Raw genomic sequence first — 12750 nt, 5'->3', positions numbered from 1 at the left:
CGATGCGCATCCTCGTCAAGGGGGCCGGCGTTGCCGGCCTCACCGTTGCGTGGCAGCTCTATCGGCACGGCTTCCGGGTCAGCGTCGCTGAGCAAGCCGACCGGGTCGGCGCCGGCGCTTCCGGCTTTGCCGGCGGTATGCTTGCTCCATGGTGCGAAAGGGAAAGCGCGGAGGAGCCGGTATTGGCGCTCGGTCGTCTTGCCGCCGATTGGTGGGAGGCAGCGCTGCCCGGCCATGTCAATCGCCGGGGGACGCTTGTCGTGGCGGCCGGACGTGATGCCGGCGAACTCGACCGCTTTTGCCGCCGGACAAGCGGATGGGAGTGGCTGGACGAGCAGGCGATCGCAGCCCTTGAACCTGATCTCGCCGGCCGCTTCCGCAGGGCATTGTTCTTTCGGCAGGAAGCGCATCTCGATCCGCGGCAGGCGCTCTCGGGGCTCGCCGCCGGACTTGAGGAAGCCCGCATGCGTCTCACATTCGGGGTCACGGGCGATGCCGACCTTGCCCATTACGATCGCGTCATCGACTGCACCGGGGCTGCCCAGATCGGCCGCCTGCCCGGATTGCGCGGCGTTCGCGGTGAGATGCTCTGCGTCGAAACGAGCGAGGTCTCTCTCTCCCGTCCCGTCCGTCTGCTGCATCCGCGCCACCCGATCTATATCGTGCCGCGCCAAGGCAATCGCTTCATGATCGGGGCGACGATGATCGAAAGTGACGACACCGGCCCGATTACCGCGCGTTCGTTGATGGAATTGCTGAATGCCGCCTATGCCCTCAATCCCGCCTTCGGCGAGGCACGGGTTACCGAAACCGGCGCGGGCGCGCGGCCAGCTTACCCCGACAATTTGCCGCGTGTGACGCAGGAGGGGCGCACCCTCCATGTCAATGGCCTCTACCGCCACGGCTTTCTGCTGGCGCCGGCCATTGCCGGCGAGGTGGCGCGGCTTCTTCTTGGAGAAGGCAACCAACCGGAAAGGAGGGCATCATGACCTTCATCATCAATGGCGAGGAACAGGAGGTCGCGGCCACGACCCTCGCAGATCTTCTTCTGGCTCTGGACTACGAAGGCGGATGGCTGGCGACCGCTGTCAACGGCGAGCTGGTGCACCGCGAGGACCGCGCCGATTTCAGGCTCGGCGAACGCGACCGCATCGAAATTCTCTCACCCATGCAAGGAGGCTGAGATGCTGAAACTTTATGATATCGAAGTCCGTTCCCGGCTGCTGCTCGGCACCGCCCGCTATCCGTCTCCAGCTGTCCTTGCAGAAGCGGTGAGGCGTTCGAAGACCGAGATCGTCACCGTGTCGCTTCGCCGCGAAGCCGTCGGCGGCAAAGCGGGCGGCACCTTCTTCGACCTGATCGGCGAGCTTGGCGTGCGCGTGCTGCCGAATACGGCCGGATGCCACAGCGTGCAGGAGGCAGTGCTGACGGCGAAGATGGCGCGCGAGGTCTTCCGCACCGACTGGATCAAGCTCGAAGTGATCGGTCATCACGATACGCTGCAGCCTGACGTCTTCGGCCTTGTCGAGGCCGCCCGCATCCTCACCGGCGAGGGCTTTCAGGTCTTTCCCTATACAACCGACGACCTTGTCGTAGCCGAAAGGCTGCTGGAAGCCGGCTGCCGTGTCCTGATGCCCTGGTGTGCGCCGATCGGCTCCGCTCAGGGGCCGCTGAACCCGATGGCGCTGCGGGCGTTTCGTGCGCATTTTCCGGATGTGCCGCTGATCATCGATGCCGGCATCGGCCGGCCGTCTCATGCCGCTACCGTCATGGAGTACGGTTATGATGCCGTTCTTCTCAACACAGCCGTTGCCGGCGCAGGCGATCCCGCCACCATTGCCGAGGCCTTCGCGCTTGCCATCGATGCCGGCAGTCTGGCGCATGGCGCCGTACCGCTGGAACCACGCGACATTGCCGTGCCGTCCACTCCCGTCATCGGAAAGGCCGTCTTCTCATGAAGCTCGACCCCTTCTATCTCATCGTCGACAGCGCCGAATGGGTCGAACGCCTCGTGCCGCTTGGCGTCAAACTCGTCCAGTTGCGCATCAAGGATCGTTCAGATGCAATACTTCGCGAGGAGATACGGCATGCGAAGGCTGCCTGTGCGGCAGCGGATTGCCAATTGGTCGTCAATGATTATTGGAAGCTGGCGATCGATGAAGGATGCGAGTTCATTCATCTCGGGCAGGAAGACCTGGTGGCCGCCGACAGGAATGCCATTCGTCGCGCCGGCCTGAAGCTAGGCCTTTCCACGCACGATGTATCGGAGCTGGAGGCGGCGCTCGCGGCCGAGCCGGATTATGTTGCGCTCGGGCCGGTCTGGCCCACGATACTCAAAAAAATGAAATGGGCGCCGCAAGGCGTCGAACGCCTTTCCGACTGGCGCCAGCGCGTCGGCACGACACCGCTCGTCGCCATCGGCGGGATCACCGCCGAACGGGCGCCGCTGGTACTGGAAAACGGCGCCGACAGTGCCGCCGTGGTCACCGATATCACCCGCAACCCGGATCCGGAGGCCCGCACGCGACAGTGGCTGGCCGCGACCGCCCCATGGCGGTCCGGGAAATGAGAGTGAAGGGTTGATCCCAGCGGCAACGCGGAAGCCCTTAGCGGGGTGTTGTCATATAATATCAACTAGGTCAAAAATTCGACTTCCGGTTGCGCAGTTTGCTAAAGCAATCCCGCACGAGTCAGACGAACATCCTTTTGATTGTAGCGCTTGGCATGAACATCCCGCGCCGCAAAAAATCTCGATCTGTGCACCAGGTCAGCGATTCGCAAAATCGCGGGCAGCCTGAATGAACGCACTGAAGGCTGCCGGCGGATTCTTCCTGCCAGGGTAATACAGCGCTAGTGGGGCCAAAGAGGGGGTCCAGTCCTCGAGAACTCGCACCAGTCGGCCGGCCGCAATGTCATCGCGCGCATCCGCTTCCATGACGTATCCAAGCCCCACTCCATTCTGCGCGGCTATCCTGACAAGGCTTGACTCGTCGAGGGTGATCGAGCCTTCCACATCGATCTGGACAGCGTTCCCGTCCTTCTCGAAGCGCCAGCGCAACAATGCGTTATTGGGAAGACGGGCGCGGATGCACGGAAACCGGTACAAGTCGGCCGGAACGACAGGCTTACCGTGCGTGCGCAGGAAATCCGGCGATGCGACGACGGCATTGCTGCGCTCCAGACCGAGGGGCACGGCAATCATGTCGTTCGGCACCAAATCGGCCGGCCTCAAGCCTAGGTCGAAGCCGGCCGCTACTATGTCGACGAGCCGTCCCTCCGTGACCAGATCGATGTGCACCTGGGGGAAGCGCTGCAGGAAAGAGAGGATGAGCGGCGCCATCACCTCGCGGGCTGCCGACACAAAGGCATTGATGCGCAACGTACCGGTCGGAGTCTCCTGAAGCGACTGAGCCGCAAGCATGGCATCGTGGATGTCGGTCATTGCCGGTCTAACCCGCTCGACGAAGGTTTTCCCTGCGTCGGTCAGCGAGACGCTGCGCGTTGTGCGGTTGAAAAGCCGAATGCCTAAGCGCTGCTCAAGCTTGGCGATGGCATTGCTCAGTGCTGTCGTGGACATACCGAGCTCCAGCGCGGCGGCCCGAAAGGAGCCCAGGCGGGCGATGCTGAGAACGGCATCCAGGTCAACAAGGAAAGAGCGCGTCATTATCCCTCTTTTCGAAACGTTTCATCCCGCTTTGTCCCAGTTATCCTGCCAATCGTCCAGTCTTAGATTGGGCTTGTCGGCCTCAGATGGGCGCGGCTCATAGCTGGCTAAGGCTGAAAACAGGATTGGAAGACCAGAATGACTATCAAACTCCCCGAGGCCATAGAGGCCTATTTTGATGCTGACCGGGATGGCAGCCCCGATGCTGTCGCAGCCGCCTTCACCGAAAACGGCAGCGTGAAAGATAAAGGCAAGTCCCATACGGGACGTGATGCCATTCGTAAGTGGATGGCCGATGAAAGCCGGCAATACAGCTACACCGTGGAACCCTTCCACATCGCCCTTGAACACGGAAAGACCCTGGTGATGGCTCACGCCGTCGGCACTTTCCCTGGCAGCCCGATTGACCTGCGCTTCCTCTTCGTCCTCGCGGGCGACAAGGTCGCCGAACTGGAGATCACCGTATGACACCGTTTTTCACATTGCAGGGGCGTCGGGCCCTGATCACCGCGGGAACGATGGGTGCCGGCGCAGCAACCGTAGCTCTCTTCCGGGAGCTTGGCGCCCGTGTGCTGACCACCGCTCGCTCCAAGCCGGCGGACTTCTCTGGTGCGGCATTCGTTGAAGCTGACCTGACCACCGGGGCGGGCGTTCAAGCGGTCGTCGACGCGGTGCATCGGGAGCTCGGCGGGCTCGATATTCTTGTGAACATGCTGGGCGGTTCTTCGGCTCCTTCAGGTGGCTTCGCTGCGCTCACCGACGAGGAGTGGGATAAGGAGTTCAACCTCAACTTCTTTCCGGCAGTCAGGCTGGATCGTGCGCTAATCCCCGGGTTGATCGCTCAGGGAAGCGGAGTCGTCATTCACGTCACCTCGATCCAGAACCGCCTTCCGCTACCGGAGGCGACGACCGGCTATGCTTCGGCCAAGGCGGCCCTCAACACCTACAGCAAGAGCATCTCCAAGGAGGTTTCTCCGAAGGGCGTGCGGGTGGTACGAGTGTCCCCTGGCTGGATCGCCAGTCCGAATTCCAATGGTCTGGCTCTGCGCATAGCCGAGCAAGCTGGCATCGACTACGACGCCGCGGTCGACGTGATCATGAAGTCGCTCGGCGGCATACCGCTGGGACGACCGGCCGCGCCGGAGGAGGTCGCAGACCTGATCGCGTTCCTCGCCTCGGATCGGGCAACATCCATTACCGGGACCGAGCATGTGATCGACGGTGGGACTGTTCCGACCGCGTGAGCTTTAGGTCATCTGGCGCCATTACAGGTCAGGCGGGTGCATCCCACCCGCCGATCTGGGAGTAGATCGCATCGCGCAAATGTCGCACGTCGCGGTTCAAAGCAGCGAGTTTCGGTGGTGTCTGGGTTGAGGCTGCAAGCAATGTATCGCCGAGGCAGCCTGCTCTGTGCTGCAATGCGCGTCCCTGGTCAGTCAGCGCCACCAAAACCTGCCGTTCGTTGCCGAGATTGCGTGTCCGGCGCACGTGCCCGGCGGCTTCCAGGCGTTTCAAAAGAGGTGTCAAGGTGCTGGATTCCAGAGCAAGCTGATCAGCGATGGAAACCACGGTCTGTTCGTCGTGCGCCCAAAGAACGTTCAAGACAAGATATTGCGGGTATGTCAACCCAAGCTCGTCGAGTAGCGGCTTGTAGGCACGCTGAATTGCGATGCCGGCGGTGTAGATCGCATAGCACAGTTGGTCACGCAGGGGCGGGGGATCGTTGTGGCGTTGGGTCATTTTGAACTCCTGTCCTCATACATATAACCGATATTATCACGAAAACAAATATCGCGATAACAATCTTGTTGACGCATAACTCCACATCTGTCAGCTTATAGATATCGCGATAACTGTTATCGCGATTTACCAGGAGGAGAAAGCCATGACACGCAAGACCATCACCACGATTGCCGCAATCGCATCTGCAGCCTCCCTTTCGGCCACCTTGCCGGCGCAGGCCGCTGAATCGCTCCCGCAAGACCAATCCGTGCGAAACGTGGTCCTGGTTCACGGCGCATTTGCGGACGGTTCCGGCTGGAGGGGCGTGTACGACAATCTTACAAAACGTGGCTATCGCGTCACGATTGTGCAGAACCCGCTAACGTCTCTTGCAGATGATGTTGCCGCCACCAAGCGTGCACTTGAGCGGCAAGATGGTCCGGTCATTCTCGTTGGACACTCCTGGGGCGGTACTGTCATCACGGAAGCTGGGGTCGATGAAATGGTTAAAGGCCTCGTTTATGTCTCTGCTCTCTCCCCAGATGCCGGCGAGACGACGGCTCAGCAGTACGAGGGATTTGCGCCCGCGTCCGAGTTCGTTATCGAGACCACGAAGGACGGTTTCGGCTACGTCAGCCCGGCCAAGTTCAAGTCAGGGTTTGCACACGACGTCAGCGACGCCGATGTCGCGTTCATGAGAGATGCGCAGGTTCCGATCAACATGTCGGCGTTCGGCACCAAGCTCGAGAACGCCGCATGGCGCACCAAGCCCAGCTGGGCCGTTATTGCCACCGAAGACAAGGCCTTCGACCAGGCCATGTTGATCCATATGGCGGAGCGCATCAATGCTAAGGTCACCAAGGTGTCGGCGAGCCATGCCCTGTTCATGACGCAGCCGGCGGTCATCGCCGATACAATTGACAAGGCCGCCAAGGCCGCATCGGCAGAAAAGCAGTGAACGATTTCGCGCTATCCCTTAACTGATCAGCGCTGCGGAAGCGAGATACCGGTGGTGCACCGGATCCCCGACCGAAATCCATGGGCATTTCCTCGCGTCCCGCGACACAGACTTCAGCAATTTACCTGATACAATTCACGGAGGAACTCACGTGAAACTATACAACCACGACAATAATATGCCCGCAAATACGTCCTTTCCGCAGAACGCCGTCGGCGATGTCTTTGACTTCATCGTCTGCGGCGCAGGGTCCAGCGGCTCGGTTGTCGCAGCGCGATTGGCAGAGGATGGAAACGCCAGCGTCCTGCTGCTTGAAGCAGGTGGAGATGATAAATCCGAAACCGTATCGAACCCCGCGCAGTGGCCGCTTAATCTCGGATCGAGCCGGGACTGGGGTTTTGTTGGACAACCGGCTCCTGGTTTGGACGGGCGACGACTCCCTCTCAGTATGGGTAAGGGGCTAGGCGGCGGTTCGAGTATCAACGTCATGGTATGGGCCAGGGGACACAAGGCGGATTGGGATTACTTCGCAGCAGAGGCGGGTGATGATGCCTGGGGATATGAGTCGATCCTCGGTTATTATCGCCGGATCGAAGATTGGCAGGGGGATGTGGACCCGTCCCGTCGCGGAACGGGGGGGCCAGTGCATGTCGCACAGCCTCTGTCACCCCAGCCAGTCGCAGAGGCCCTGTTGAGCGCCGCGTCAGCTCTGGGCGTTCCGGTCTTCGGTTCAACGAACGGCGAGATGATGGAAGTCCCCGGAGGGGCATCGATCGCTGAGCTACGGATCCGGGATGGCAAGCGGGAATCGGTATTCCACTCTTATGTTCGTCCACTGCTGTCGCGCCGCAACCTGACTGTGCTGACCGATGCGTTGGTAACGCGTCTCATCTTCGATGGTAAGCGGGTGAAAGGAGTGGAGGCTCTGGTCGATGGTCGGCAACGCCAGTTCATGGCGCATTGCGAGACGGTGCTGTCACTGGGGGCGATCAATACGCCGAAGGTCCTTATGCAGTCCGGGATCGGCCCGGAAAAAGATCTGCAGTCGGATGGTATTACAGTCGTGCAGGACCTGCCGGGTGTCGGTCGCAATCATCAGGATCATCTCGCTTTCGGCTGCACCTGGGCCTACCGAAAACCGGAAGCTGTGGGCGGTAGCGGCTGCGAGGCGAACATCTACTGGAAGAGTGACACGCGACTAAACCAGCCCGACATCCTCCAGTGTCAGTTGGAGTTCGCGGTGCCTTCACCATCCGAAACGGGTCTCCAAACGCCAGAACACGGTTGGACGATGTTTAACGGTCTTGCACAGCCGAAAAGCCGCGGACGATTGAGGCTCTCTGGCTCCGATATAGACGATCCCGTCCTGATCGAGCCGAACTCCCTCAGTGAGCCCGAAGACATGGCAGCCGCGTTGGCCGCAGTCGAGTTGTGTCGCGAACTCGGAAACAGCGATGGCTTTAGACCTTTGGTAACGGGTGAAACCGCTCCAGGCGCGCGCAGCAGGTCAGGCATGATCGATTTCATTAGACGCTCGGCCGTCACCTATTGGCATCAATCCTGCACCGCCAAAATGGGACGTGACAATATGTCGGTCGTCGATAGTGAGCTCAAGGTATATGGCATCGATAGCCTTCGTATCGCGGATTCCTCGATCATGCCGCGGATCACCACCGGCAACACGATGGCACCATGTGTTGTCATCGGAGAGAGGGCGGCCGATCTGTTGCGCAAGTCACATGGTCTGTCCGCTTTGCGTGAACCTTTCGCTCAGTCCGTGTGACTTCAACGACGAGGGACTTTGCGCTCCGCTATCCGTGGCGCAAAGTTTTTCGACGTGGGTATGTGTTTGTTCGTGCTCAGTTGGCTTGTCCTACCACGCTTACAAGGTTACTCGGTGACCAATCAGCGAAGGTTCAGCAGCGCCTGCATGGCCTCTCGCCTACCTCATGCCGCAATCTGGCATATCGCCAACTTTAAATTACCCGCCACGTTAATTTCAAACGGTCACACATTGACTTTCAATCAGTCATCGCCGTAGTTTCAAACAGTCATCAAGGGAATGAAGCTGTGGCGCTGTACCCAAGGCTCGTTGAGCGGCGCGTTGCCGACGCCATGTCAGACACGCGAGTCGTACTGATCGTAGGTCCCAGACAATCAGGAAAAACGACGTTGGCCAAGAAAATGGCCAAGGAGGGGATGGAGTATTACACGCTCGATAATGCGACGACCTTGGACGCAGCGCGGCAGGATCCAGTTGGCTTTGTAAGACGTATGGATCGCGCCATCATCGACGAAATTCAGCGCGCTCCCGAGCTGTTGTTGGCGATCAAGGAAAGCGTGGATACCGACCAGCGCCCAGGGCGTTTCCTCCTGACTGGTTCAGCCAATCTCATGACGCTGCCACGCGTGGCAGACTCACTCGCAGGGCGCATGGAAGTCGTTCGATTGCTACCACTTGCGCAAAGCGAGATCAGAAGGGCCGGCAGCACCTTCCTGCGTGACGCCTTTCAAAATGAAGCCACGGCCGGAGAACCAATCGTCGGTGACGACCTGATAGCTGTAGTTCTGGCAGGTGGATATCCCGAGGCATTGGGCCGCAAAACCTTGAGCCGCAGGCAGGACTGGTATGCGGATTATATCAATGCGATCGTTCAACGCGACGTTCGCGATGTCGCGCAGATCGAGCAGATCGCTCAAATGCCGCGCTTGCTAGGCATTCTGGCAGAGCATTCGGGACAACTCGTGAACTATTCCGGAATTGGCGCCGCCATCGGGATGAATCACATCACAACGCAAAAATATGTCGGCATCTTCGAGAGCCTGTTCCTCGCCCGAACCTTGCAACCATGGTTTTCGAACAAACTGAAACGCCTGACCAAAACACCGAAAATCCATTTCCTCGACTCTGGTCTGCTCTCTTCTCTTCGTGACCTCTCTCTCGACCGCCTGCGCGACAACAGGGGTCAGTTCGGGGCTTTGCTGGAGACTTTCGTGTTTGGGGAGATCCTAAAGCTCGCCAGCGGCGGGCATAGCCGATACGAGTTTTCGCATTTTCGTGACAAGCAGCAGAACGAAGTCGATATCGTCATTGAAGATAGAAGAGGCCGGATCGTCGGCGTCGAGATAAAAGCGGCAGCATCTGTCTCGAATTCCGATTTTTCGGGATTGCGAATTTTGGCCGAAGCATCCGGAGAACGGTTTGTTTCGGGCATGGTCTTGTATGACCATCATAAGGTGATCCCTTTCGGGGAACGTTTGTCCGCTGTTCCAATATCGGCATTGTGGCGTTAGCGCGTGAGGATTTGGCTTCAGTTTCCAGACTCGAGCATTCTTGAAACTTCGACGGTTTCGAAACAAATGGGCCTCAGGTTCGAGCCCCATCAACTGCACCGGATGCCGATTGTCCACGCCGGAGGTAAACTAGCGCCACATGCCGCGCCAATTCAACAAGACGCGCGAAAGTTTTCCCTCTTCCTTCGGCAGCCAGAGGCAATAACATTTCCAATATCGAGCACTGCCTTCCTTGCGGTCATATGAGTGGTTAAGCGCCTTTAATCTGAGTTTTCCGCGGAAGTCTGCCGCTTTCCAGGCCAAGCTGTGAGTGCGATGTCGATCAGCCGTTTCAAAAGCGCATTGCAGGCGCCGTCGCAGGCCTGGGCGGACATGCCTTGGATAATCGCACCATAGAAGCGCGCGAGCGTGTCGGTATCAGTATGTGGAGGCAGTTCGCCTTCCTCGACGGCACGGTCGAAGCGGGCTTTGAGGGTCTGCATCGATGTCTCGCGCAATTTTGCCGTCATCTGCGCGACGGATGCATTTTCTTCCGCATGCTGCAGGACGGCCGTCGAGACCATGCAGCCTGGCGGCTTGTCCGGCTGCGTGTCTCCGTCAGCGATATCATAAAGGTAGAGGCTCAGGGCTTCATAAACCGGAAGACTCGATTGCAGGATTTTCAACCGTCGGCTGTTTTCACGGGCAATGCTGAAGTCGAGCGCCTGACGGTACAACTCTTCCTTTGAGCCGAACATGGAATAAAGCGTGGGCGGATTGATTCCCATCGCCTTTGTAAGGTCGGCGGTCGATGTTCCCTCGTAGCCCCGTTCCCAGAAAAGCCGTACCGCGATGTCGAGCCCGATGTCGCGGTCGAGAACACGCGGTCTGCCTCGTTTGCGGACAGCCTCAGCCATTAAAATAGCGATCCCTATTAAATTATTGACAGACGTCTATCTCCTCTTATTATAGGGTTCACTATTTAATTTAGCAACGGAGTGACCCATGTCCCGAAGACTAGCAAACAAGATAGCCCTTGTAACCGGAAGTTCTCGTGGTATCGGCCGGGCGGCAGCCCTTGCATTCGCCAAGGAGGGTGCCGCGCTGATCGGCGTGCACTACACCGCTAATTCGGATGCGGCCAATGCCACGGTACGCGACATCGAAGCGCTAGGCCTCAAGGCCGTCGCCGTGAAGGCCGATCTCAGACGGGGCAAGGACGCGGCCGACAGCCTCTGGGCGCAGTTCAGCGAAGCCGCGCGTGCCGAGACGGGCTCGGCTGGTCTCGACATTCTGGTGAACAATGCTGGCATCGCGCCTGCACTGCCGTTGAAGCAGACGAGCGAAGACGCGTTCGACGAGGTGATGACGATTAACTACAAGGCGCCGTTCTTCCTGATCCAGGCCGTGGCTGACCACATTCGCGAGAACGGCCGGATCATCAATGTCTCGACCGGGTTTACACGGATCGCGGCGCCGACGCATCCCGCCTATGCTGCCTCCAAGGGCGCGCTCGAGACATTGACACTTGCGCTGGCACCTGAATTTGCGGCTCGCGGGATTACAGTCAATGCCGTGCTGCCGGGTGTGACGGAGACGGACATGAATGCCGAGTGGCTGGCATCGCCGGATGCGCGCGCCGGCGCCGAAGCACTCTCGGTCTTCTCACGTGTCGGACGGGCGGAGGACGTCGCCGACGTCATCACCTTCCTTGCATCGAACGATGCGCGTTGGACGACGGGTCAGATGATTGACGCGACGGGCGGCGCCCGGATCTGATCGATCTGACGCTCCACTATGTCTGCAGCCGTGCCGAGCGCGCCTTGTGACAATGCTCCGTTGTATTGCTCTCAGCGTGACGGCCTTCACAGCCGGAGCCACTGAGAGGTGCTCGACCAGAGCTTTTCCGGGTTAGATCGAAGCATTCTGCCGGAGCAGGTTTTCGTCAGGGCAAAGGCGATCGGCGACGGGCATACCCCCAGGTACGTCCGAGCCGATCGCCTTTGATCCTGGCTAGAGATGCCCGGCCCACCGGCCGCACCGCTTCGCCGTGGCGAAGCGACAAGTGCGTCCGGCGACTAAAGTCTTGCTGCGGCTAGGCGATTGCCCCTCCGTCTGCAGTCAGGGTTGCGCCGGTGATCACACTGGCGGCAGGGCTCGCAAGAAAGACCACGGCGTTCGCGATCTCGCGTGGCTCGCCGTAGCGTCCCAGCGACGTCAAGCTGCGCTGGAAATCGGCGGCCGCGCCGTCGGCGGGATTGGCATCCGTATCCGTGGCGCCTGGTTGCACGAGATTCACGGTTATGCCCTTTGGTCCCAGCTCACGCGAGAGGCCGCGGGTGAATGAGGTGAGCGCCGCCTTGGACATGGCGTAAGGGGTAATTCCAGGAAATGGCACCCGCTCGCCAAGGGCCGAACCGATGGTGATGATACGGCCACCTTCCTGCAAATGTGGGATGACAGCTTTCGCGAACAGCACTGGCGCTCGCACGTTGACGTCCATCAGGGCCTGGTATTCTTCCACATCCAGGTCGGCAATGGTTCCGGAATGGCCGATAGCTGCGCTGTTGACAAGGATGTCGAGCCCGCCGAGCGCAGACACGGCTTTTTCTACCGCTCGAGCTATTGCGTTCGGATCGGCGCTGTCGGCCTGGATGGCAAACGCGCGCTGGCCGCGGCTTTCAATGTTTTTTGCCACCGCCTCAGCCTTCTCAACCGAATGCTGATAGGTGAACGCCACGTCGGCTCCGTTATCGGCAAGCGCCTCGGCAATTGCTGCACCGATGCCGCGCGAGCCGCCGGTGATCAAGGCGCGCTTTCCGCTTAGATCGATCATGTTGGTCCTTTCCGTTACTGATAGTCAAGTTTCAGCAGGTCGGGAGGCTCAGAAGCCCGCGACGACCAGTTCGGCTTATTTTGTGCTTCCGCAGGGATTCCCGTAGTGACGACGATCGCGACAGAGTGTTGCGCGAAGAGGAACAGCGGCCAGGGTATCCGCTGTTTCGTCTCTCGTCGGTGCGGTCAATAAACCTGCAGGGCTACAGCTCTACGCTCCTCAGCGCGGCTACGGGCTTCACTCTCCGCGCTCGCTGCCGAAAGCCGTTTGTCTTCCTTGGAAAGGCTGGAGGCAGCA

14 protein-coding genes are annotated in these 12750 nt (G+C 59.6%); 10 read left to right on the top strand and 4 right to left on the bottom strand.

The window, feature by feature from the left end; genetic code table 11:
* Nucleotides 1-2 precede the first annotated feature (2 nt).
* From thiO to FFR93_RS29635, 4 genes are read left to right on the top strand one after another with little or no spacing between them, the layout of a single operon-like run.
* Nucleotides 3-989, top strand: a complete 987-nt coding sequence (thiO, locus tag FFR93_RS29650; protein ID WP_138395790.1) for a glycine oxidase ThiO — start codon at nucleotides 3-5, stop codon at nucleotides 987-989.
* Entirely contained in the window at nucleotides 986-1183 is a 198-nt protein-coding gene (gene thiS, locus FFR93_RS29645) for a sulfur carrier protein ThiS (RefSeq protein WP_064710472.1), read from the top strand. The genes thiO and thiS overlap by 4 nt, the downstream gene beginning before the upstream one ends.
* A gap of 1 nt (nucleotide 1184) precedes the next feature.
* The gene (locus tag FFR93_RS29640) at nucleotides 1185-1958 is read left to right on the top strand and encodes a thiazole synthase (RefSeq protein ID WP_138395789.1); all 774 of its coding nucleotides are present in this window, start codon (nucleotides 1185-1187) and stop codon (nucleotides 1956-1958) included.
* On the top strand, nucleotides 1955-2569 hold the full coding sequence (locus FFR93_RS29635; protein WP_138395788.1) for a thiamine phosphate synthase: 615 nt from the start codon (nucleotides 1955-1957) through the stop codon (nucleotides 2567-2569). Before FFR93_RS29640 ends, FFR93_RS29635 begins: the two co-directional genes overlap by 4 nt.
* Before the next feature lie 198 nt (nucleotides 2570-2767).
* Here FFR93_RS29635 and FFR93_RS29630 read toward each other — a convergent pair whose 3' ends face one another.
* The gene (locus tag FFR93_RS29630; RefSeq protein WP_064710475.1) at nucleotides 2768-3664 is read right to left on the bottom strand and encodes a LysR family transcriptional regulator; all 897 of its coding nucleotides are present in this window, start codon (nucleotides 3662-3664) and stop codon (nucleotides 2768-2770) included.
* A gap of 138 nt (nucleotides 3665-3802) precedes the next feature.
* Here FFR93_RS29630 and FFR93_RS29625 point away from each other — a divergent pair, with 138 nt between their 5' ends.
* Together FFR93_RS29625 and FFR93_RS29620 are read left to right on the top strand one after the other, a co-directional pair.
* On the top strand, nucleotides 3803-4132 hold the full coding sequence (locus FFR93_RS29625) for a nuclear transport factor 2 family protein (protein WP_138395787.1): 330 nt from the start codon (nucleotides 3803-3805) through the stop codon (nucleotides 4130-4132).
* Nucleotides 4129-4908 carry an SDR family oxidoreductase gene (locus FFR93_RS29620; protein WP_138395786.1) on the top strand — a complete coding sequence of 260 codons (780 nt, stop codon included), beginning with the start codon at nucleotides 4129-4131 and terminating at the stop codon, nucleotides 4906-4908. Before FFR93_RS29625 ends, FFR93_RS29620 begins: the two co-directional genes overlap by 4 nt.
* 28 nt (nucleotides 4909-4936) lie before the next feature.
* Here FFR93_RS29620 and FFR93_RS29615 read toward each other — a convergent pair whose 3' ends face one another.
* Nucleotides 4937-5404 (bottom strand): MarR family transcriptional regulator, encoded by a 468-nt coding sequence (locus FFR93_RS29615; protein ID WP_064710478.1) that lies wholly within the window; start codon nucleotides 5402-5404, stop codon nucleotides 4937-4939.
* Between the two features lie 145 nt (nucleotides 5405-5549).
* On the opposite strand from FFR93_RS29615, the gene FFR93_RS29610 reads away from it, so the two are divergent.
* The 3 genes from FFR93_RS29610 to FFR93_RS29600 all read left to right on the top strand — a co-directional run bounded on the left by FFR93_RS29610 (nucleotide 5550) and on the right by FFR93_RS29600 (nucleotide 9638).
* Nucleotides 5550-6344, top strand: a complete 795-nt coding sequence (locus FFR93_RS29610; RefSeq protein ID WP_138395785.1) for an alpha/beta hydrolase — start codon at nucleotides 5550-5552, stop codon at nucleotides 6342-6344.
* Nucleotides 6345-6495: 151 nt separating this feature from the next.
* The gene (locus tag FFR93_RS29605; RefSeq protein WP_138395784.1) at nucleotides 6496-8127 is read left to right on the top strand and encodes a GMC family oxidoreductase; all 1632 of its coding nucleotides are present in this window, start codon (nucleotides 6496-6498) and stop codon (nucleotides 8125-8127) included.
* Nucleotides 8128-8414: 287 nt separating this feature from the next.
* Nucleotides 8415-9638 carry an ATP-binding protein gene (locus tag FFR93_RS29600; RefSeq protein WP_138395783.1) on the top strand — a complete coding sequence of 408 codons (1224 nt, stop codon included), beginning with the start codon at nucleotides 8415-8417 and terminating at the stop codon, nucleotides 9636-9638.
* Between the two features lie 260 nt (nucleotides 9639-9898).
* On the opposite strand, the gene FFR93_RS29595 is transcribed toward FFR93_RS29600, so the two are convergent.
* Nucleotides 9899-10534, bottom strand: coding sequence for a TetR/AcrR family transcriptional regulator (locus FFR93_RS29595; RefSeq protein ID WP_138395782.1), 636 nt, complete (start codon nucleotides 10532-10534; stop codon nucleotides 9899-9901).
* A gap of 88 nt (nucleotides 10535-10622) precedes the next feature.
* On the opposite strand from FFR93_RS29595, the gene FFR93_RS29590 reads away from it, so the two are divergent.
* Nucleotides 10623-11396, top strand: coding sequence for an SDR family oxidoreductase (locus FFR93_RS29590; RefSeq protein ID WP_138395781.1), 774 nt, complete (start codon nucleotides 10623-10625; stop codon nucleotides 11394-11396).
* A 316-nt stretch (nucleotides 11397-11712) separates the two neighbouring features.
* On the opposite strand, the gene FFR93_RS29585 is transcribed toward FFR93_RS29590, so the two are convergent.
* Complete coding sequence (locus tag FFR93_RS29585; protein WP_138395780.1) at nucleotides 11713-12453, bottom strand: 3-oxoacyl-ACP reductase family protein; 741 nt, start codon at nucleotides 12451-12453, stop codon at nucleotides 11713-11715.
* Nucleotides 12454-12750: the final 297 nt, after the last annotated feature.

The organism is Rhizobium sp. MHM7A (genome assembly GCF_005862215.1).
Taxonomy (GTDB): Bacteria; Pseudomonadota; Alphaproteobacteria; order Rhizobiales; family Rhizobiaceae; genus Rhizobium; species Rhizobium bangladeshense.
The sequence above is the reverse complement of the archived record's forward strand: the minus strand, read 5'-3'. Positions and strand labels throughout refer to the sequence as shown.